The organism is Roseibium album, assembly GCF_001404515.1.
GTDB lineage: Bacteria > Pseudomonadota > Alphaproteobacteria > Rhizobiales > Stappiaceae > Roseibium > Roseibium album.
Genome location: NZ_CXWE01000003.1, coordinates 684,482 through 706,274, shown reverse-complemented (window position 1 = coordinate 706,274; position 21,793 = coordinate 684,482). Strand labels below are relative to the sequence as shown.

The window sequence follows — 21,793 nt, the reverse complement described above, 5'->3', positions numbered from 1 at the left end:
GTATTTTTTGACTGGTATTTTTACGGGGCACAGGGCAGCATTCTTGCGGGTAAACGTTGGAAGGAGCTGTCATGTGTGATTTATGCGTCATCAATTCCGTGAAGAACCGAATGCTGTCGCGGCGGGATTTTTTCAAGGCAACAGCGGTTGGTGCCGGTGTTGCGGCGTCCGTCGCAGCGAGTGGTGCAATGCCGGCAATGGCGCAGGCTCCCTCAAAGGTCACGGACATGACCCACGAGCTCTACGAGACCTTTCCGACCTATGGCGGCGATCAGCAGTTCTTCAAGGAGAAGATCTTCGACTTCGCCAAAAACGGTTTCAATCTCTATAACTTGAGCATCAATGAGCATACCGGCACTCATATGGACGCGCCGTTGCACTTCTCTGAAGACGGGCAATCGGTCGCCGAAATCCCGGTCGAAAAGCTGGTGGCCCCGCTGTGCATTGTCGACATCAAGTCAAAGGCCACGGAGAGTGCGGATGCGCAAGTGACGCCGGACGACCTCAAGGCCTGGATTGCCGCCAATGGCGACATCCCCGAAGGGGCCTGTGTCGCCATGAACTCCGGCTGGGGTGTTCAGGTGCCGACGGACAAGTTCCGCAATGCCGACGCGGACGGCGTCATGCACTTCCCCGGATTTCATCTGGAAGCAGCGCAAATGCTGATGGAAGACGCAAATGTTGTCGGTATGGCCGTCGATACGCTATCGCTCGACTACGGCAAATCCCAGGATTTTGCCGTTCACTATGCCTGGTTACCCAGCAACCGCTGGGGTATCGAGTGCATCGCCAATCTCGACTTGCTCCCGGCCAGCGGCGCAACCCTCATCGTCGGTGCTCCGAAATTCCGCGGTGGGACTGGCGGCCCGTCCCGGGTCATGGCGATGGTCTGAGCCAGAAGGGCTCCGTTCAGGATCCGGTTGAAACGACCCTTTTGACCGCCGCTTGAAAGGACCTGCCAACGGGAACAATACTTCCGTCTGAAAGGCGGAGGCCGGAGCGCTTGTCCATTCGGCAACGCCCGGCCACCGCATGCAGCGCGACCCAGTGCGAACGGTGAATTTGCAGACCGGGTTCGGGAGCTGCCTGAGCAATGGCATCCCTGAACCGCATCGCCAAAAGCGTGCTGCCGCTTTCCGTGACGACTTCGACATAATGATCCTGAGCCCTCAGTCGCAGAATTCGGCCACGTTTCGCCAAGGGCAACTTCACGAGCAGTGCCGGGACTTCCGGCAGCGAAGACGCCGGTTCAGATTTAACCGCCGACGGCAGCAGGTTGCTCACAATCATGACAAACCCCGTGACCGCGGCGCATTGCAGATAGAGCGACACCATGTTTCCGCTGAAACTACCAAATCCAAGCCCCGTGCTGATCAACACGACACTCAGGCTGACGGGAACGGCGACGAGGATGGAAATCATCCCCTGTTGAACCAATGCCGGCCAACGGGTTCTGCCGAAAAGCCGTTCAAGGGACGTTGCCGCGGCGTGTCCGACCGATGCCGTGCCAAGCACCATGACCGTCCAGTAGACCAATCGGGTCATGATCGGAAGGTCGGCGTAAGTCCCGAAGGGGCCGATCACGCCAGCAAGAACCGACAACGCTGCCAGAAGGGCAAGTCCGTTTCTTGAACTGAATGGCGCGACACCCGCATGCAGAAAACGGATTGCGGCAGTGTTCTTGGCGAAATATTTCTGCACCTGGCGAAACACTCCTTGGATTGACAGGTGTTTATGACACTCATGGTCTCCTCAGTTTAATCCATCTGCCGCGAGGAAACCATGCGAGGCATCCGATCGTTTCACAACTGGCCATCTGCCCTGCGTCTGGGTATCTGTGTCTTTACGTTTTTTTCCGTTTCTGCAGCAATCGCCTGCTCGACGGTGGCGTTCACAAATCAAACAAACCCTCTCCTTGCCTACAATTTCGATTTTGAAGCAACGGATGCTGGATTTGTGCTGATCAACCCGCCGGACGCCTCAAAGCGCTCCGCCATGGACGGAACAGCGGCCCGCTGGGTTTCACGTTTCGGCAGTGTCACCGTCAATCAGATCGGACCCGGCATGCCGGCGGCCGGGATGAACACCAAAGGCCTCGTCATCACGCTCATGTGGAACAGCGAAGCTGTCTATTCGGGGAACAGCGGCGCTCCGGTCGTTTCCGAACTGGAATTCATCCAAAGACTTCTCGACACATCGGCCTCGGTCGAAGAGGCCTTGTCACAACTGAACTTGATTACTGTTCAGGGTCTTGTTCCCATTCACTATTTCCTGTTCGATGCGAGTGGATCCGCCGCTATTGTGACGCCAACAGCAACCGGACTCACCGTGCACAGGGGCAATGACGTTCCAGTCCCGGCACTGACAAACACGACCTATGAAAAAGCGCTTCAGCATATCCGGACGTCCGTTGGTACGAACAGCACACCGGAGAGTGCGGGGAGTCTCGACCGGTTCAGGCGCGCAGCAGCAGTCACCCAGACGAACTCCATCTTCACGTCCGCGCAGGCCTTCAACGTTCTGGAGGATCTGGCCAATCCGTCGACACGCTGGCAGATCGTCTTCGATCCGGCCTCACTGCATGTCAATTTGCGCCTTGCGAATGGCGGGGAGATGCTCCGCCTCGATCTAGCACTCCTGGATTTCACCTGTCTCGAGCGGCCGCTTGGTGTCAGCCTGAGATCAGGCCGGGACACCTTTTCGTCGACCGACCTTTCCCCGATCGAGCGCGCGGAGCTGACCGACAGCATGAGCGACGTCCTGCTTTCAATGAAAAGCACCGCCCATCTCGGCAAGCCCGAGATTGTGGCAAACCTGTCGGCGGGACTGCTCGACTCAATTGCCTGCAGGAACTGACCAGATCTCGCGCGGGAACTGACCTAATGCGCCTCGTCCCAGTTGCCGGCGGCGCGGGCGTCGACCTGCAGCGGGACCGTCAGTTTCAGGGCCGGATCACAGGCGTTTTCCATGACGTCCCGGATGACGGGCAGTGTTGCGTCGACCTGGGCATCCGGCACTTCGAAGATAAGTTCGTCGTGAACCTGCAACAGCATCTGCGCGTCCAGCTTCGCGTCCGAGAGCCGCTCCTCCATGCGCACCATGGCGCGACGGAGTATGTCGGCGGCGGAGCCCTGGATCGGAGCGTTGATCGCTGCCCGTTCATAGAACGCACGATGGTTGGGGTTCTTTGTATTCACCTCGGGGTAATGGGCCTTGCGTCCGAATATCGTGGTGACGAAGCCATCCGCATGAACCTGTTTCTTGATGGTCTCCATATAGTCCTTGATGCCCGGGAAGCGTTCGAAATAGGTCTTGATGTAATCGCCGGCCTCTCCGCGCGAGATGCCGAGCTGATTGGCAAGCCCGAACGCGGAAATGCCGTAGATAATGCCGAAATTGATCGCCTTGGCCTGACGGCGGACCATGGGGTCCATGCCCTCGATCGGCGTTCCGAACATTTCGCTTGCCGTCATGGCATGAATGTCCAGCCCATCCTCGAATGCTTTCTTCAGCTGCGGTATATCGGCCATGTGAGCGAGCACGCGCAGCTCGATCTGGCTGTAATCGGCGCTAACGAGCTTGTGACCCTTTTCCGCGATGAAGGCCTGCCGGATCTTGCGGCCCGCTTCCGTCCTGACCGGAATGTTCTGCAGGTTCGGCTCGGAGGAGGACAGGCGGCCCGTCGTCGTCGCGGCGAGCGCATAAGAGGTATGAACCCTGCCTGTCTCGGGATTGATGTAGCCGGGAAGCGCATCGGAATAGGTCGACTTCAGCTTGGAAAGTTGACGCCATGCGACGATTTTCGACGGCAGTTCATGACCTTCCGCGGCCAGGTCCTCCAGCACCTGGGCCGAGGTTGACCAGGCGCCGGTCTTGGTTTTCTTGCCGCCGGGAATGCCCATCTTGCCGAACAGAATTTCACCCAGCTGCTTGGGTGATCCGATATTGAAGGTTTCACCCGCCAGTTCGTAGATCTCAGATTCCAGTCCGGCCATGCCTTGGGCAAAATCACCGGAAAGCCGTGACAGCATCTGCCTGTCAACGGAAATGCCGCGCTTTTCCATGCGCGCCAGAACCGGCACCATCGGCCGTTCCAGGGTTTCGTAGACGGTTGCCATATGGTCGCTGGCAAGACGCGGTTTCAGGATCTGCCACAGCCGCAGGGTGACATCCGCATCCTCGGCGGCATAGGCCGTCGCCTTGTCGATCGCCACCTTGTCGAAAGTGATCATCGATTTACCGGAACCGCAGACTTCCTTGAAGGGGATCGGTTTGTGGCCGAGCCAGCGTTCGGAAAGCTCGTCCATGCCGTTGCCGCCCTTGCCCGCGTCGACCGTGTAGGACAGCAGCATCGTATCGTCATAAGGGGCGATATCGATGCCGTAGCGGGTCATCACCAGCCAGTCGTACTTGAGGTTCTGCGCGATTTTCAGAACCGAGCGGTCTTCCAGCATCGGCTTCAGGACTTCCATGGCATCCTTGAGCGGAATCTGATCGGCAAGCAAACCGCCGCCACCCAGAAGGTCGCCTTCACCATCGACATGGGCGAGTGGCACGTAGCAGGCCTGTCCCGGTTCGGTCGACAGCGACAGCCCGACGAGATCGGCCTGCATGGCATCAAGCGACGTGGTTTCGGTGTCGAAGGCGACATAGCCCTTTTCGATGGCAGCGTCGCACCATTCCTGCAACCGCTCGACGCTTGTGACGGTTTCATAGGCGCTTGAGTCAATCGCAATCGCCCTGATGGTTTCAGCGCGCGCCTCGGCGACGGTCTGCGGTACCATCATGCCTTCGGTGCCGGCGCCCTCACCGGCAGCCGCGGCCGCACCGGACGCGGTTTCCGTGCGCTCGGCCATGCGGCCCTTGTGATCGGGCACATCCCAACCCGGCACCTGGAAATCGGCTGGTTCAACGGCGTCAACTTCGGCGCCGGTCTCTTCAGCGACACGCTTGGTGAGCGTGCTAAAACCCATGGCCTTCAGAAACCCGACCGCCTTCGCACCGTCGACATCTGTCACCGTCAGGCTCGCGACGGGAATCTCGACCGGAACGTCCTGCTTCAACGTCACAAGTTCCCTTGAAACACGCGCCTGATCAGCGAATTCGATCAGGTTTTCCCGGCGCTTGTTCTGCTTGATGGTTTCAGCCTGGGCAAGCAGCGTTTCAAGATCCCCGAACTCGTTGATCAGGAGGGCTGCCGTCTTCAGGCCGATACCCGGAACGCCGGGGACATTGTCAACGCTGTCGCCGGCGAGCGACTGCACTTCGATGACCTTGTCCGGACCGACGCCGAATTTCTCAAAAACTTCCGGTTCGCCGAAGACCTTGTTCTTCATCGTGTCGATCATCCCGACTTTCGGACCGATCAGCTGCATCAGGTCCTTGTCGCCCGAAACGATCGTCACTTTCGCACCCTGTTCCGCCGCCTGGCGGGCATAGGTTGCGATCAGGTCATCGGCCTCGAACCCTTCCTGCTCGACACAGGGGACCGAAAAGGCACGGGTCGCCTCACGGATCAGTCCGAATTGCGGCACCAGATCCTCGGGCGGATCCGGACGGTTCGCCTTGTATTCCGGATAGATTGTGTTCCGGAACGTTTTGGAGGAATGATCGAAAATCACCGCGAAGTGGGTCGGCTCATCCCCTTCTTCCGGCGTCAGGCCTTCCTGCAGCAGCTTCCAGAGCATGTTGCAGAAACCGGAAACCGCGCCGACCGGCAGTCCGTCGGGCTTGCGCGTCAATGGCGGCAGCGCATGGTAGGCACGGAAGATGAAAGTGGAGCCGTCGACCAGAATGAGATGGTCGTCAGCGGTGAGAGCGGGGATTGAATCTTGCGTCGACATGGCGCGGATCATGCCCGGACCGCGTGCCTGAGGAAAGGGAAAAGTGCGCCCTCTCAGCCGACATCGCCCACCCTCGAATTTCTAGTACAGCAAGTAGCAAAGCAAAGGCGGATCTGGCGAACGTAGCAGAATTATGAGGCCGTCTTACGGAAAATCAGGACTTGAGTCTTTCAAACTGCAGAGGCCAACGCTCTATCTTTCGCGGATTTCTAGAGTATTTTTCCATTCTTTCCCTTCCTTTGCGTCTATCGTGCTCAAGAGGATTGAGGGTTGAATCGAGTTTTTTTCATAAATTTCTTCATGTATTTTTTCAGCTGGAAATTACTCCTTATTGCAGTTTACATTATTACCTTTTGTATTCGTAACTATATTTTTCTTGTTCATCGAAAAGAAACGAGTATCAGCCTCGTTAGAATTTAAGATTTATCTTTTTGTATACTTGTATATTGTATTTCGTCAGCACTGGTTTTTTCAATATATGATACGAAAATTAAGGACTGGATCAAATTTCCAGTTTGGAAGTATGTGGCAATTGCCGGATACATCAGTTTAACCTTAATTGTGCAAGAACAGCTTTTCCGCCTGATTGTTTTGCGTGAAGGCATTGAAATAATTGTTCAGTTCGTGCGGCTGATTTATTTCACACTTTGGGTGTCACTTTTCATATATCTGTCGAAACGTTTCGATGGTTTCCCCCGCCTCAAATAGCTACACGTACATTTGTGAATAATTTTTCCACCGTCCGTGGCTTATGCTTTGACCCGAATCTTTAGATGCGAGAAGTCAATCGCGATTGCACTTCTGGGCGTAACTTTTTGTAGCACACGGTGAAATAGGAATTATTATTGCAATCAGCACTATTCAGAAGGATCTTAAGAAGAAGAATTTTTGAGGTGTATTGATGCAAGATTTACCAAGCCCGGTTTTTAAAAAAATCATCAACTATTTTCTAGATCAGGAAATTACTGATCAAAAGTTCTTCCATGCGATAGTTGTCATATTCATTTGGCTTTTTTGCACATGTTCCCTCTTCCTCATACTGCCGCTAGCATATGCCTCGATTACAGGAACAATTATAAGCATATCAGCGTTCTTGTACTTAACTTATTTCCTTCATCGGAAATAAATTCACCGCCCCTCGAACAACAACAGTGAAAAACTGGCATCATTTGATTAGTTGCTTTGCAAGTAAAAGGGCCGATTCACTTTACTGGTCAAAAAAACCTCAGACGTACTTTTTCCTCGACTTACTCAGCAGCCTGCGGCTGTCTTTTCCTGCCAAAGGTCCCGGTGAGATGGGCCCATTCGGGTCGCTTGAACAGGAACCAGCCGAGGTTTGTTTTCCGAATCATCCAGAACAGGATCATCGGACTGACGGAAGCAACGATCGTGACGATCAGCGAAACGGTGCCGATGTCAAGAAATCCAAGTTTCAAAAGGATCACGCGGGTAACGCCCATCGGGAAGAAGAAGGCCAGATAGATGACGATGGAATTCGCGCCGAAATGGCGCAGGAGGCCGAGCTGGCCCGAGTTGACGATCAGCGCGCTGGTCAGGATGATTGCACCTGCACCCGCCGCACCGAGAGCAAGCGCGATAACCGGCAGATGGGCCCAGCCGAAATAAACCAGACCGCCGTTTACCAGGCCCCAGCCGACCAGATAGGCAAGGCTGACGCCGATACGTTCACGCGCCCAGGCGGCAAGCCTGAAGATCTGTGGTGCGAAGATGTAACCGGCATAGAAATAGACGAAACGCGAGGCGAATTCATCGACAAGAAGCCAGCCGGTATGGATCGGTGCGACCTGAAGAACAGCGCCGAATGCCAGCATCACCTGCCAGGGAATGCGGTTGTCATGGGCCAGCTTGCAGACCACGAAGAAGACCGGCAGCATGTAGATGAACCAGAGGGTGCCGAAGGGCTGAACAAAGCTCAGGAGATAGAACTCCAGAGTTCCCATGGCGCCCATGTCCCCCATGAAGACCGGGGCCTTGACCGCGAACTGAATCGTCATCCAGAGCACGTAAAAATAGGCGAAGTGAACGACCTTGCGATCAAGATAGAGTTTCCAGTCACGCGCGATGACATTGGACAGGAACAGGCCGGAGATCAGGAAAAAGTCCGGCATCCGGAAAGGTGCCGCAAAGGCGACGACGACATGCATCCAACCGGTTTCGCCGGCCGCGGCCTCAACGCCCAGCACCGAATGCATCATCACGACGAAGATGATGCAGATGCCCTTGGCCGTATCGACCCAGTCAACGCGCCCAGCACCCATGGTTTGCACCTTCCGTTCCAAGCGGTTTTCACCGCAGACCAAGGCACAGACCTAACCTGCACTGGTAAATTTTACGCATACAGCCGGTGTCACGTTTTAGTGACTTTCAAACAGGGTTAAGGCTTCGCGTCATTCGAGCCATCCTGCCACGGACTGATTCTGGGCCGATCGCTGCCGGACGAACCCTCGGACGAACCATCCTGCTTCTCTGACCAGTCCTGCTGGTCCAGATCGACCACATGATCGTCGGGTCTTCCGCCACCCTGTCCAGTCTGGCCACCCTGCACGATCACGACGTTGGAGCGGGCAATGATGAAGTTTGCAAGCGCCTGCCGCACCGGAGGGATGAACAAAAGCAAACCGATTGCGTCGGTTACAAACCCCGGAATCAGAAGGAAAATACTGGCAAGAACGATCATCGCGCCTTGCATGACCTCGCTTCCGGGGGCGCGACCGGCGTCCAGTTCGCTCTGCATGCGGGTGAGCAACGACAGTCCCTGCTGGCGCAGCATGACCGTGCCGGCAAGAGCAGTGATGATTGTCAGCAGAATTGTCGGCAATACGCCAATCAGACCACCCACCCAGATAAAGACAGCAATCTCAATCAGGGGCAGCAAAATGATGGCGGCAATGATATAAAGTCCCACGGGACCTCCATGGTCTGATAAGTTATTTGGATATAACCTAGACATTCGCTCACAAAAATGCGAGCAGGCGCGCGCAGGAAAGATAATCATTGCAAAAATTTCAGACTTGCCCCCGGGTCTGGATGCTGGTTCAAGAAGCCCCTAAATAGGTAGGTAGCAGACACTGAACGCGGGCAGCACGCAGCTGAACATGCAAGAGGCGGCTTGATGTGCCTCCAAAGGGTAGCCGGAACGTAAGATGAATGAAATTTTCGACCCACTAAACCTCCTCCTGTTGGGACTAGCGGTTTTTATTCTGTTCAGACTGAGATCTGTCCTGGGCAAACGTACCGGAAATGAGCGCCCGCCTTTCGATCCCTACTCCAAACCGGAGCAGCCGAATGAGCAGACCAACGGCCAGGACAACGTCATCCCGCTTCCGAACCAGACCGACCAACCGGCAGAAATGTCGCAGGAATCGGCTCAAGGTGGCGATGTGGTGATCGACAAGGTTGCGCCGGAAGGGTCCGCTCTCAACAGCGCATTGAAACAGATTCTTTCAGTGGACCGGAGTTTCGAACCCCAGGAATTTCTGCAGGGCGCACGCGCCGCCTACGAAATGATCGTGATGGCGTTCGCGGACGGCGACAAGAAGGCTCTCAAGAATCTTCTGTCCAGCGACGTCTACGAAGGCTTTGTCGGCGCGATCGAGGACCGGGAAAAACGCGGCGAAACAATCGAATCAACCTTTGTCGGCATCGACAAGGCTGAAATCGTCGAGGCAGCGCTGAAGAACTCCACGGCTCAGGTCACCGTCAAGATCCACAGCCAGTTGATTTCCGCAACCCGCGACAAGGAAGGCGAGGTTGTCGACGGGGATCCGGCCAAGGTGACCGAAGTGGTCGATATCTGGACCTTCGCGCGCGACACGATGTCCCGCGATCCCAACTGGAAACTGGTTGCGACCGAATCCGCCGAGTGACGATGACGTGGATGGATCGGCTGACAGGGGTGATTGTCTTGCCTCTGGTCTGCTTAAGCTTGAAGGGCGCGGTTCTGGCCGCGCCGCTTTTCTTTGCGGGAGCCGGATCGGCCATGCCTCAAAGCCCAAAGATTCCCGATCATCTTGAGGAAACTGCCTATTCGGACCTGACAGGTTGGCATCAAGACGACCACCTGGCGGCGCTGAACGGTTTTCTGCGGTTTTGTTCCAGGCATGAAGACCCAAGGGATCCGACACTGCCGATGAACTACGGTCTCGACGAGATCCGCAGCCTTTGTCTGAGCGCAAATCGCGAACCAATCAACACAGAAACAGAGGCACGCCGGTTCTTGGAAACGAATTTCAGGCCTTACCGCGTGACCGTGCCCGGTTTCGTTACCGGATATTTCGAACCCGAAGTGGCCGCCTCCCGCAAAAAAACCGATGGCTTTGACGTTCCGCTTCTCGGGAAACCTGCGGGACTTGAGGCGATCACGCCGGAAAACAAACCGGATGACTGGCCAACTCATCTCAGTCATGGACGCCGTGCAAACAGCCGTTTTGAAGAAATGCCCGACAGGCCAGCAATCATGGACGGTGCGCTCGACGGCGAAGGCCTGGAACTGGCCTGGCTTGCCGACCCGATTGATGCCTATTTCATTCACGTACAGGGATCGGCGCGGCTCCGAATGACCGACGGCTCAGTGATGCGCGTCGGCTATGCGGGCAAGACCGGCCATCCCTACACGGGAATCGGACGGCTGCTGGTCAAGCGCGGCAAGGGAACACCTGAAGACTTCACCATGACGGGTCTGCGTTCCTGGCTCGTGAATAACCCGGACAAGCGAGACGCCCTTTTCAGAGAGAACCGGTCCTATATTTTCTTTCGCGAGGTCACCGACACGCTACCGTCCGAAGGACCCATCGGCGCCGCCGGGCTGCCGCTTGTTCCCGGACGCAGCCTCGCGATCGATCCTGACCACACTCCCTATGGCGCGCTCGTTTTTCTTCAGACGGATTTGCCGGATTTGGATGCTGAAGGCAGGTCTTTTTCCAGACTGATGGTCGCAGACGATACCGGCTCGGCGATCAAGGGCAAGGCGCGTGGCGATATTTTCGTGGGATCGGGAAACCTGTCCGGAGATATCGCCGGACGTATCCGCCACGCAGCACAATTCACCGTCCTCCTGCCACATCCGGGGCGTCAGGAAACAAAGGCGGCGGCAGACTGATCCATGGCGAGACGGGGGAAAAAGGGCAGTCTGTCTCCTGAAGACCGGGAGCTTTGGGGCAAGGTTGCGAAAACGCTGACACCGCTCCATCCCGAGCGGGCCCAGGATCTTGAGGAAGAACTGGCACGAACACTGGAGGCTGAACCGCCGAAGACGGCGAAAAGTCCCAAGACCGCAACAGCGATCAAGGCACCCGATCCGACCAGAAAGACACCTTCTGTTTTACCCCTGAACCAGCTCGAGACCCGGTACAGAAGAAAAATCGTCCGCGGTGTGACGGCGATCGATGCCCGCGTCGATTTACACGGACTGACGCAGTATCAGGCTCACGATCGATTGCTGGGATTTCTCTATCAAGCTCAGGCCCGCGGGCACAAGGTCGTGCTGGTTATTACGGGCAAAGGGGGCGGTCCCGAAAGAGCGTATATGGACGAACGCGGGATTTTGCGCAGAATGGTCCCTCAGTGGCTGTCCATGCCGGACGTTCGTTCGGTAGTGCTGGGGTATGAAGAAGCACATGCCAGCCACGGTGGAGCAGGGGCGCTCTACGTCCGGATACGAAAAAGAAGGTAGGACCGTGACACCGCTTGGGGCAAAAATTCGGGAACTCAGGGCAAAGCGCGACGTGTCGCTGAAGGAGATGGCCGCCGCACTCTCGGTTTCCAGCGCGTATCTTTCCGCGCTTGAACATGGCAAACGAGGCAAACCGACCTGGTTCCTCGTGCAAAGGATCATCACCTATTTCAACGTGATCTGGGATGAAGCAGAGGAAATCCAGCGCCTGGCGGAACTGTCGGATCCAAGGATCACCATAGACACAGCCGGCATGCACCCGAAAGCGACGGAGCTTGCCAACCAGTTGTCAATCAAGATCAGTGTCCTGTCGGAAGACTCGCTGGCGGCCCTGCTGCACCAGCTCAGGGTTTCGGCTGCCAAGGATGACGTCTGATCAGACTGACATGGACGGACCGGTCAGTATCCGGATTTCTTGCGCGTTCCCGGCTTCTCGAGCCTGGCGTCAGGCTCGTATGCGAACATGTCGGTACCGGATCAAGTAAATCCGAACGAGCGTGTTCCGGTGTTCCATGCACCGACCCCAGATTTACGTGTCCTTATCGTGTGATCCCTATATAAGCTTGCATTCGGATAGCGAGCCGCATCGCCGGCCAGTAAAACGGACCCTGAATCACTCATGCAACCCAGCCAGGATGACCTTGCCGAACTGATCGACGTAGTGGACCTGCGGTCCCGCCTGAAAGCACTCACGGTTGCTAGTGACGGCGACGGATCGGACAGCAAAATCAGGTCGGCTGTGCTGAGCATGTTGAAAACGGAAGTGAAATCTTCGCGCGCCGCCGTGCAGAAAAAACTGGACGAAGACGGCGGCGGCCTGCTTTGCGCCTCGCGTCTTTCCTGTATCCAGGATGAGCTGATCCGCGTGATTTACGATTTCGCCGTTCAACACGTTTACCGCGTCAAGAACCCGTCCGCCGCCGAGCGCATGTCCGTTGCCGCGGTCGGCGGTTACGGGCGCGGAACACTGGCCCCGGGATCGGACATCGATCTCCTGTTCATCCTGCCTTACAAGCAAACTCCCTGGGGTGAGCAGGTCGTTGAATACATCCTCTACATGCTCTGGGATCTGGGATTCAAGGTCGGGCACGCGACCCGCAACATTGACGAGTGCATCCGGCTTGCCAGATCGGACATGACCATCCGGACCGCCATCCTGGAAGCCCGTTACATTTGGGGCGACAAGCCTCTTTTTGAAGAAATGGCGACGCGGTTCGATACCGAAGTTGTCAGCGGGACCAGTTCGGAATTCATCGCGGCAAAGCTTCAAGAGCGGGACGAGCGGCATCGCCGGCAAGGCACATCCCGTTATCTTGTCGAACCCAACATCAAGGAAGGCAAGGGTGGGCTGCGCGACCTCAACACACTGTTCTGGATCGCAAAATACCACTATCGGGTAGACAGGCAGGCAGACCTCGTCAAGAAAGGGGTTCTTACCCGCTCCGAATATGCGCGCTTTGCAAAATCCGAGGACTTCCTCTGGGCGGTCCGCTGTCATCTGCATTTTCTCACCGGACGTCCGGAAGAGCGGCTCGCATTCGAGTTTCAGCGCGAAATCGCCATCCGGCTCAGCTACACCCAGCATCCGGGAATGCGCGATGTCGAGCGATTCATGAAGCACTACTTCCTGGTCGCAAAGGATGTCGGTGACCTGACGCGCATCATCTGCGCAGCCCTTGAGGAAGAGCACGTCAAGGAGCCACGCGGCAAGGGTATTTCCGGCATGATGCGGCGTCTGCGCAGCGGGCGGATGAGCAGCGTGGCAAAACCGGTCAAGGGTGGTCCCGGGTTTGTCGTGGAGAACAACCGCCTCAACGTCACCACCGATACGATCTTCAAAACCGATCCGGCGAATATCCTCAGGGTGTTCCAGCTCGCCGACAAGCACGACTACAACATGCACCCGCAGCTGACGCGGCTGATCCGGCATTCGCTCAAGCTGATCGACAGCGACCTGAAGAACGATCCGGAAGCCAACCGGCTGTTTCTTTCGGTGCTAACCTCTCGAAACAAGCCTGAAAAAACACTTCGCAAAATGAATGAAACCGGTGTCCTCGGCCGGTTTGTGCCGGATTTCGGCAAGGTTGTCGCGATGATGCAGTTCAGCATGTATCATCACTACACGGTTGACGAGCATCTGATCCGCTCGATCGGCGTTCTGTCCGAAATCGAACGCGGCAACTCCGGCGAAGATCACCCGCTCTCCACTGAATTGATCCTGACGCTGCAGAACCGCAAGGTGCTTTATGTGGCGATGTTCCTGCACGATATCGCAAAGGGACGCCCGGAAGACCATTCCATCGCGGGCGCAAAGGTTGCCCGCAAGATATGTCCCCGGTTCGGATTGAAGGAAGCCGAGACGGAAACAGTTGCGTGGCTGATCGAACATCACCTGGACATGAGCACCATTGCCCAGTCGCGCGACCTCAACGACCGCAAAACCATCACCGACTTCGCCAATACCGTCCAGTCCCTGGAGCGGCTGAAACTGCTGCTGATCCTGACCGTCGCGGACATTCGCGCAGTTGGTCCGGGGGTCTTCAACGGCTGGAAGGGACAGTTGCTCAGAACGCTGTTCTACGCGACCGAGCCCCACCTTTCCGGCGGCCACTCGAAGATGTCACACAACCAGACCATCGAGCTCGCCAAGCAGGACCTGGTAGCCAAGCTCGACCACTGGTCCCAGAAAGACAGAAACGCCTATCTCAAGCGCCACTATCCAGCATACTGGCTGCGGACCGAACCGGAGCGGCTGCTGACCCATGCCGAACTTCTGCACAAGGCCGACAAGGACAAGAAACGCCTCGCCTTTGAGGTCATTCCGCGCGCTTTCGAGGGTGTGACGGAGCTGAACATCATGGCGCCGGACCATCCGCGACTGCTTTCCATCATCGCGGGGGCATGTTTTTCGACCGGTGCCAACATCGTTGACGCGCAGATCGACACCACGACAGACGGATTTGCACTCGACACGATCTTCATCGGACGGGAATTGCCTGACAACGTGGACGAACACCGCCGGGGCGAGCGGATCACCCAGTTGATCCACAAGACGTTGCGCGGTGAAGAGCGCCTGCCTGAACCGGTGTCCCGGAAAAACGCCATGAAAGGCCGGGTAAAAGCATTCAAGGTTGCAACCGAAATACTGGTCAACAACTCACTGTCCAACGACTACACCGTGCTTGAAATCACCGGCCTGGACCGGCCGGGACTGCTTTACGACCTCACGCGCTCGATCGCGACGCTCAATCTGAACATAGGCTCGGCACATATCTCGACCTTCGGGGAAAAGGTGGTCGATGTCTTTTACGTCACCGATCTGACAGGGCAGAAGATTTCCAATATCGGCCGTCAGGAAATCATTCGAGAACGTCTTGCTGCCGCTGTCGGGGGACATGTAGAACTCGACCCTGCCGCCCCGGTTTCCCGTAAAGTTCACCGTCAGGCATCGTGAATGACCGTATTTGCCCACGGAGCCCTTCCTGAATGAGTCTCGTCCGCAATTTCACAACAGTCGGCGGCGCGACAATGCTGAGCCGGCTGCTCGGTTTCGTGCGGGACGTGCTGCTGGCCGCGGCGGTCGGAACCGGCCCTGTCGCTGACGCCTTCGCGGTCGCATTCCGCCTGCCCAACCTGTTCCGCCGCCTGTTCGCGGAAGGCGCTTTCAACTCGGCATTCATTCCGTTGTTCGGACGGGCGGTCGAAGAAGAAGGCGAAGGCGGAGCACGGCAATTTGCAGGTGAAATCGGTTCAGCCCTGCTGTTCTGCCTCCTGGTTCTGACGGCCATTGCACAGATTTTCATGCCTGCTGTGGTCTGGGGACTTGCGCCGGGTTTCAGCGCAGCCCCCGACAAGTTCGACCTGACGGTGCTGATGGCGCGGATCGCCTTTCCGTATCTCGTCTTCATGTCGATGCTGGCCTTCATCGCCGGTATCCTGAACACCTACCAGCGTTTTGCCGCAGCCGCATTGGCGCCGGTGATGCTGAATGTCGTGATGAGTATCGTGCTCGGAACGGTGCTGCTGTTGCGTGTCGAGGACAACGTCACGCTCGGAATCATCTTGAGCGCGGGGGTAACCGTTGGCGGGATCGTCCAGTTGACAGTCGTCGTCACAGACCTGAAGCGACTGGGATTCCGGATACCGGTCTTCCGTCCCCGCTACACAAAGTCGGCGAAGAGACTTCTCGTGCTCGGCGTCCCCGGGATCATTGCGGGAGGCGTTACCCAACTGAATATAGCCGTCGGCACGATCATCGCGTCCCTTCAGGACGGCGCGAATGCGATGCTCTATTTCGCAGACCGCCTCTATCAGCTTCCGCTCGGCGTGATCGGAATTGCAATCGGCGTCGTTTTGTTGCCAAGCCTCACGCGCCAGCTGCGGTCCGGAGAATTCGACGCCTATCAGAGAAGCCTCAACCGCGCGCTCGAGGTCTCGCTCGTTCTGACGCTCCCGGCCGCGGTGGCACTTGCGGTCGTTCCGCACGAGATTGTCTCCGTTCTGTTTCAGCGTGTACGGTTTGATGCTGCTGCCGTTGATGGAACTTCTGCTGCGCTGATGGCCTTTTCATTCGGGCTGCCCGCCTTCGTGCTGAACAAGGTGTTTTCGCCCGGTTACTTCGCGCGGGAGGACACCAAGACGCCGATGAAGTTCGCCGCGGTCGGCATGGCGGTCAATGTCTGCCTGTCGATTGCGCTGTTTCCGGTCTTCAAACATGTGGGGATCGCGCTGGCCACGACGATTGCGGGCTGGGTGAATACCGGACTGCTGATTGTTGTCCTGTGGAAGCGCGGTCACTTCGTGCCGGACTACAAGCTCCTGAAGAGGCTGGTGCTGGTGCTGATCGCCAGCCTGCTTATGGGCTTGACCATCCACTTTGCCGCCCTCTTTCTGGCGCCTTACCTGAGCGACCGCTGGCTGATCGTTCGCGCAGCAAGCCTTGCCATCCTGGTACTGACCGGGATCGTCACCTTCATGTTTTTCGCTCAGGTCAGCCGGGGGGCTGATCTCATGGGCATGCTCAAGGCGTTGACGCGGCGCAACACCTGACGACGAAACGCGATTTCTTCATCTTTACCGCTTGCATACACACGGTGCGGAGACTACACCCGGCGCGCCCAAAGATTCACAGCGCCCTTCCAACCGGCCGCACCAATAAAGGGATTCAGAATGACGGCGTTCCAGCCCCGTGTCTTTTCCGGCGTTCAGCCGACCGGCAACCTCCATCTTGGCAACTATCTGGGCGCGGTTTCGCGCTGGGTTCCTCTGCAGGACCAGATGCCAACCATTTTCTGCGTCGTTGACAGCCACGCGATCACCGCCGGTTTTCCTGACCCGGTTGAACTGAGTGAAGCGACGCGGGAAGTGACGGCTGCCTACATGGCTGCCGGCATCGACCCGACCAAGTCGATCATTTTCAACCAGTCGCAGGTGCGGGAACACGCGGAACTTGCCTGGATCTTCAATTGCGTGGCGCGGATGGGCTGGCTCAGCCGTATGACGCAGTTCAAGGAAAAAGCCGGAAAGAACAAGGAAAACGCTTCCGTCGGCCTGTTTGCCTACCCGAACCTGATGGCAGCGGACATCCTTGCCTACCGCGCAACGCATGTGCCGGTTGGCGACGACCAGAAGCAGCATCTTGAATTGACCCGTGATATCGCCGCGAAATTCAACAATGATTTCGGCGAACGGATCAAGGAACTCGGCATCGGCGTCCCTAACCCGACACCGTCACCCGAACTGCCCGAGCAACTCTACTTTCCGCTGACCGAACCGATGATCGCCGGTCCTGCCACGCGGATCATGTCGCTGCGCGATGGCACTAAAAAGATGTCGAAATCCGACCCCTCGGATCTCTCACGCATCAACCTGACCGACGATTCCGACACGATCGCGAAGAAAATCCGGAAAGCAAAGACCGATCCGGATGCGCTGCCGAGCGCAGTGGAGGGCCTTGCTGACCGGCCGGAAGCCGACAACCTTGTCGGCATCTACGCGGCACTTGGCGGCTTGTCCAAGGAAGACGTGCTGAAGGACTTCGGAGGCCAACAGTTCTCTGCCTTCAAACCGGCGCTTTCCGAGCTTGCGGTTGCAAAACTGTCACCGATGACGGACGAGATGCGCCGGCTGATGGATGACAAGGTACAGATCGATTCCGTCCTCAAGGACGGTGCAGAAAAAGCGTCCGCCATCGCCGAACCGGTTCTGAAAGATGTGCGGCGGATCATCGGATTTCTGGACGTCAGATAAGCAACAGCGTTTCGCCCTGAAGTCATTCGGCAGGGCGGAGCGCATCTTGGAGCTGCGTTCGAACACCTTGTTTGCGACTTTTCTTTCGCGACAGCCCCTGCGGTCCTCCTCAATGTGGGATTGCCGGTGCCGATGGTCGTTGCGCGGGAAGGCAGAAACCTTATTGCCCTCTGGACGCCGTAGCTTTTCTTGACGGGCGGTGCTTGCTTCAAACACTGCACAGCGCCCTGATCGCACCATGAATGCATCGGTTGTCCGATCGCTCACAAAATCCTCAATGAAACGGTTTCTAAAAGTTTAAGCGGCACTCTCTGCCCGATTGAACCCTGCAGAGAGTGACGAATTTGGTCAGCCAGAACGGCGATCGTGCCGCCAGACATGAATCAGATGACGAGAAGCGTCCGGCGGATTCCCACACCGACGATCCGACGAGCGCGTCCCCTGTCCAGAATACCCGGGCTTCCGATATGGACAATCCGGGCGCCGACTTGCCCGGGCCCGAGGTTGGCGAAGGCCGCAGAGCAACCGACCGGCCGGTTTCCGCCCCCAGGAAAGTCTTGCAGCATCTGGCCGTTGCCGGACTGATCATCGGTCTCGGCGCCGCAATGTTCCTGGTTGCCACTGACGGACTCAACCGTTTCCTCGGCGCCGGACTTGCGTTCTTTGCCGGCGGGCTCGCCGTTTGGCGAATGCTCGCGGATGACATGCATCGTTCTGCCGAAGCACTGCAGGTCAAGGACAACAAGATCCGTCGGTTGATGGCCGGTATCGAGGAACTCGAGGACAAGGCCTGGGAACTTGGCGAATCCGACGAGCGCCATGCAAGCATTCTGGCGACACTCGGCGACGTGGTGATCCGGCGCGACGCCGACGGTGTGATGACCTATGTGAATTCGGCAGCCGAAGACGTATTCGGAAAGACCCATGACCTGGTTCCCGGCAATGCCATGGAGTTGCCGCTGATCAACCGGGACGACCCGCTTGTTCCACTGACGTCCTCTTTGGAGGTTCAAAACGGACGGATGGGCTTCCAGGACCTTCACATACGCACTGCTCAGGGACCACGCTGGTTTTCCCGGATCGACATTCCTGTCCGGGACACCGCCTCAGACAGGCAACTGATCCAGACCGTACTGCGTGACGTGACCGAACGACGGATGATTGAAGAGGAACTGCTCGCCGCTCGCCATTCGGCGGAAAGTTCAAACGAGGCGAAATCCCGTTTTCTGGCGACTGTCAGCCATGAGATCCGAACGCCTCTCAATGGTATTCTCGGCATGGCGTCCCTGCTGAGAGATACCAGGCTGACAAAGGAGCAAGGCGCCTATATCGAGGCCCTGGAGACATCCGGCGAAACGCTGCTGCTCCTGATTGACGAAGTTCTCGATTTTTCCAAGGTTGAGGCAGGCAAGCTCGACATACAGGCTGCGCCCGTCAAGGCCGGGGCCCTGGCAGAGAGCGTCGTTGAACTGCTCGCGCCGAAGGCCCACGCGAAGGGGCTTGAAATCGGCACAATGGTGGACCCGCTTCTGCCGGAGGAGATTACACTTGACGCCACAAGAGTACGGCAGATCCTGTTCAACCTGATCGGCAATGGCGTCAAGTTCACGGATGAAGGTGGCGTCGCCGTCGAGCTGACGGGCCGGCAGAACGACTCCGGGGGCAGCTTCCTCGACATTGTTGTGCGGGACACCGGCATCGGTTTCGATGAGGCAGAGGTTGAACGCCTTTTCAGGGAATTCGAGCAAGTCGACCACGGTCCGGCAAGAAAATTCGGCGGAACCGGTCTCGGGCTTGCGATTGCCCAGCGCCTGGCAGGACTCATGGGTGGCTCGATTTCCGCCAGGCCCTCGGTGGATGGCGGCGGCCATTTCAGAGTCTCCCTGCCCATACCCGAAGATTTGTCTGCGAATGCCGATCCCCGGCTTGCCAGCCTTGCGGATCAGAAGATCGTCTTTGTCAGCGACAGCCGGATCGAGTGCCAGCTGCTGATCAGGAGACTGGAATATCACGATGCGATTGTCTCCATCACCGTGCCCGGAAGCACCGACCTGGAACAAGCTCTCGCCGAAGCAGACCTTATTGTCGTTGACAATGCCGCCTTGTCGGACAGCGGCGGCTGGCTTGCCTCTGCACGGCTCGCCGGGTGCGAGGCGCCGGCCGTCGTACTGATTTCCCCATCCGAACGCGACCGCCTAAACCATTTGCGTTCTGCCGGCTACGCAGCCTACCTGATCCGCCCGGTTCGTATCGAGACCCTGATCCAGATCCTTTCGGGGTTGCTCGGTGGCACGATCGACGAACTTGCCTGGGACGTCGGTGCCAATGCGGCCTACGGCGGCAGCGCGGCCAGACGCGCAAAGGCTCCCGCAAGGCCGCTCCGGCTGCTTGTTGCCGAAGACAACGACATCAACAGGTTGCTCAGCGAAGCGATGCTGCGCAAACTCGGGCATATTCCGGTCATGGTGATTGATGGTGAAAAGGCCGTTGAAGAGGCCTCTGCCGAAACGTTCGACGCCATCCTGATGGATCTTCACATGCCCGGACTCGACGGCTTCGATGCCATCACGAAGATCCGCGAAGACGAGCGGGCGAATGGACGGCCTCCCGTTCCTGTGATCATCGTGACGGCAGATGTCATGCAGGACGCGCGAGACAGGGCTATTGAAATGGGGGCGGCGGGCTATCTGACGAAACCGCTGTCGGTTGAGGCAATCACGGATACGCTGGTGGCGATTGGCCACGGCTAGATTGCAGAATACCGTGTCTTTAGTACCCGAAATCCGCACGGCAACCTCAAATTGCGCTATCTCTTTCGAGGTAAGTGGTTCGCCGCATTTCACAATTTTTCAAGACTAAGCTAAGCTGCGGAGTCGCAGACATCTGGAACCAAGCCCAGTGTCATCCAGTTGTCGGAAAAATGTGTTCTACGGCAGGGCCAAAGCACTCTGAGCGCCGTCGGAGTTTCTACTTCGGCAAAGGCAAAAAGAAAGGTGAAACAGGTTTCAACCCGTGAACCCTCACAGAGTGCCCAGGAAGGAATGCAAAAGGGTGGAATGTCCATGATGCGGCAAGGGCTGTTTTCTCCGAGAAAACTTGTGAGAAGGTTCACACCGGCGATGCGCACCAACGCCACAGTTACAAAAACCGTTCGCCCGGGCCATCCAGTCCGGACGCCGGTCAAGACCGGTGAAACGCTCGGACGCATAGGGTCTCTTGAAGTCCGCCTGGCCAGGAACTTCAAGGAAGTCAAGAAGGCCCAGCGGCTGCGCTTCGGCGTTTTCTACGAAGAAATGTCGGCTATCGCGGATGCCCACACGCTGGCCACACGCCGAGATGCGGATCCGTTCGATGCCTACTGCGACCACCTTCTTGTCGTCGACCACGCGTCGCTCAAGCGCAACAAACTCGGACGCCTGAAACCGGAAATCGTCGGAACCTACCGGATCCTGCGGCAGGAGATTGCCGATCAGCACAGCGGCTTCTACACAGCGGGCGAATACGACATTCAAAGCATAATCGAGGCAAATCAGGGAAAGCGGTTTATGGAACTGGGGCGCTCCTGTGTCCTGCAGCCCTACCGCAACAAGAAAACAGTCGAACTGCTCTGGCACGGCATCTGGTCCTATGTGCTGCGCCACAAGATCGATGTCATGGTCGGCTGTGCCTCAATGGAGGGCACAAGCCCCGATGCGATTGCAGAACAATTGTCGTTCCTCCATCACAATGCCCGCGCACCAGAAGAATGGCGTGTGAGGGCTGTCGAAGACCGGTATGTGGAGATGAACAGGCTGCCGGCGGACAAGATAAATTCCAGGGCGGCCCTACGCGCACTGCCGCCGCTGGTGAAGGGGTATCTGCGCCTTGGGGCCTTTGTCGGTGACGGGGCGGTGGTTGATCATCAGTTCGGCACCACGGATATCCTGATCATCATGCCTGTTTCCGAGCTCAACACGCGCTACGTCAACTATTACGGCGCAGATGCAAGCCGATACAGCAGTTGAAGCTG

General features: G+C 57.3%; 15 protein-coding genes. 11 read left to right on the top strand and 4 right to left on the bottom strand.

Annotation, left to right across the window (positions count from 1 at the left end):
• Window positions 1-71 precede the first annotated feature (71 nt).
• The gene (locus tag LA5095_RS12790) at window positions 72-893 is read left to right on the top strand and encodes a cyclase family protein (RefSeq protein WP_055115380.1); all 822 of its coding nucleotides are present in this window, start codon (window positions 72-74) and stop codon (window positions 891-893) included.
• Between the two features lie 16 nt (window positions 894-909).
• Here LA5095_RS12790 and LA5095_RS12785 read toward each other — a convergent pair whose 3' ends face one another.
• Window positions 910-1,701, bottom strand: a complete 792-nt coding sequence (locus LA5095_RS12785; RefSeq protein WP_055115378.1) for a LytTR family DNA-binding domain-containing protein — start codon at window positions 1,699-1,701, stop codon at window positions 910-912.
• Between the two features lie 81 nt (window positions 1,702-1,782).
• Between LA5095_RS12785 and LA5095_RS12780 the strand changes: the two genes are divergently transcribed.
• Window positions 1,783-2,856, top strand: coding sequence for a linear amide C-N hydrolase (locus LA5095_RS12780; RefSeq protein WP_055115376.1), 1,074 nt, complete (start codon window positions 1,783-1,785; stop codon window positions 2,854-2,856).
• Between the two features lie 23 nt (window positions 2,857-2,879).
• Here LA5095_RS12780 and polA read toward each other — a convergent pair whose 3' ends face one another.
• The 3 genes from polA to LA5095_RS12760 all read right to left on the bottom strand — a co-directional run bounded on the left by polA (window position 2,880) and on the right by LA5095_RS12760 (window position 8,769).
• Window positions 2,880-5,855, bottom strand: coding sequence for a DNA polymerase I (gene polA / locus LA5095_RS12775; RefSeq protein WP_055115375.1), 2,976 nt, complete (start codon window positions 5,853-5,855; stop codon window positions 2,880-2,882).
• Between the two features lie 1,235 nt (window positions 5,856-7,090).
• Complete coding sequence (locus LA5095_RS12765; protein WP_055115708.1) at window positions 7,091-8,122, bottom strand: acyltransferase family protein; 1,032 nt, start codon at window positions 8,120-8,122, stop codon at window positions 7,091-7,093.
• A 116-nt stretch (window positions 8,123-8,238) separates the two neighbouring features.
• A complete protein-coding gene (locus LA5095_RS12760; protein ID WP_173937330.1) occupies window positions 8,239-8,769 on the bottom strand; it encodes an FxsA family protein in 531 nt (176 codons plus the stop codon).
• A gap of 238 nt (window positions 8,770-9,007) precedes the next feature.
• Between LA5095_RS12760 and LA5095_RS12755 the strand changes: the two genes are divergently transcribed.
• From LA5095_RS12755 to olsB, 9 genes are all read left to right on the top strand, one after another.
• Entirely contained in the window at window positions 9,008-9,730 is a 723-nt protein-coding gene (locus LA5095_RS12755) for a Tim44/TimA family putative adaptor protein (RefSeq protein ID WP_055115370.1), read from the top strand.
• Between the two features lie 2 nt (window positions 9,731-9,732).
• The gene (gene mltA, locus LA5095_RS12750; RefSeq protein WP_208992658.1) at window positions 9,733-10,962 is read left to right on the top strand and encodes a murein transglycosylase A; all 1,230 of its coding nucleotides are present in this window, start codon (window positions 9,733-9,735) and stop codon (window positions 10,960-10,962) included.
• Window positions 10,963-10,965: 3 nt separating this feature from the next.
• Window positions 10,966-11,535 carry a Smr/MutS family protein gene (locus tag LA5095_RS12745; protein WP_055115368.1) on the top strand — a complete coding sequence of 190 codons (570 nt, stop codon included), beginning with the start codon at window positions 10,966-10,968 and terminating at the stop codon, window positions 11,533-11,535.
• 4 nt (window positions 11,536-11,539) lie between these two features.
• Window positions 11,540-11,911: a helix-turn-helix domain-containing protein gene (locus LA5095_RS12740; RefSeq protein WP_055115366.1), complete on the top strand. Its 372-nt coding sequence runs from the start codon at window positions 11,540-11,542 to the stop codon at window positions 11,909-11,911.
• A 243-nt stretch (window positions 11,912-12,154) separates the two neighbouring features.
• Window positions 12,155-14,989, top strand: coding sequence for a [protein-PII] uridylyltransferase (locus LA5095_RS12735; RefSeq protein WP_055115364.1), 2,835 nt, complete (start codon window positions 12,155-12,157; stop codon window positions 14,987-14,989).
• 32 nt (window positions 14,990-15,021) lie between these two features.
• Window positions 15,022-16,584 carry a murein biosynthesis integral membrane protein MurJ gene (murJ, locus tag LA5095_RS12730; protein ID WP_055115363.1) on the top strand — a complete coding sequence of 521 codons (1,563 nt, stop codon included), beginning with the start codon at window positions 15,022-15,024 and terminating at the stop codon, window positions 16,582-16,584.
• A 120-nt stretch (window positions 16,585-16,704) separates the two neighbouring features.
• A complete protein-coding gene (trpS, locus tag LA5095_RS12725; protein WP_055115361.1) occupies window positions 16,705-17,784 on the top strand; it encodes a tryptophan--tRNA ligase in 1,080 nt (359 codons plus the stop codon).
• A gap of 335 nt (window positions 17,785-18,119) precedes the next feature.
• A complete protein-coding gene (locus LA5095_RS12720) occupies window positions 18,120-20,534 on the top strand; it encodes a PAS domain-containing hybrid sensor histidine kinase/response regulator (RefSeq protein WP_208992657.1) in 2,415 nt (804 codons plus the stop codon).
• Window positions 20,535-20,849: 315 nt separating this feature from the next.
• On the top strand, window positions 20,850-21,788 hold the full coding sequence (olsB, locus tag LA5095_RS12715; RefSeq protein ID WP_082442536.1) for a l-ornithine N(alpha)-acyltransferase: 939 nt from the start codon (window positions 20,850-20,852) through the stop codon (window positions 21,786-21,788).
• Window positions 21,789-21,793: the final 5 nt, after the last annotated feature.

Coding starts and splice junctions, on each gene's coding strand:
- LA5095_RS12790 (WP_055115380.1), top strand. CDS start 72: ATGTGTGATTTATGCGTCATCAATTCCGTGAAGAACCGAATGCTGTCG.
- LA5095_RS12780 (WP_055115376.1), top strand. CDS start 1,783: ATGCGAGGCATCCGATCGTTTCACAACTGGCCATCTGCCCTGCGTCTG.
- polA (WP_055115375.1), bottom strand. CDS start 5,855: ATGATCCGCGCCATGTCGACGCAAGATTCAATCCCCGCTCTCACCGCT.
- LA5095_RS12765 (WP_055115708.1), bottom strand. CDS start 8,122: ATGGGTGCTGGGCGCGTTGACTGGGTCGATACGGCCAAGGGCATCTGC.
- LA5095_RS12755 (WP_055115370.1), top strand. CDS start 9,008: ATGAATGAAATTTTCGACCCACTAAACCTCCTCCTGTTGGGACTAGCG.
- mltA (WP_208992658.1), top strand. CDS start 9,733: ATGACGTGGATGGATCGGCTGACAGGGGTGATTGTCTTGCCTCTGGTC.
- LA5095_RS12745 (WP_055115368.1), top strand. CDS start 10,966: ATGGCGAGACGGGGGAAAAAGGGCAGTCTGTCTCCTGAAGACCGGGAG.
- LA5095_RS12735 (WP_055115364.1), top strand. CDS start 12,155: ATGCAACCCAGCCAGGATGACCTTGCCGAACTGATCGACGTAGTGGAC.
- murJ (WP_055115363.1), top strand. CDS start 15,022: ATGAGTCTCGTCCGCAATTTCACAACAGTCGGCGGCGCGACAATGCTG.
- trpS (WP_055115361.1), top strand. CDS start 16,705: ATGACGGCGTTCCAGCCCCGTGTCTTTTCCGGCGTTCAGCCGACCGGC.
- olsB (WP_082442536.1), top strand. CDS start 20,850: ATGCGGCAAGGGCTGTTTTCTCCGAGAAAACTTGTGAGAAGGTTCACA.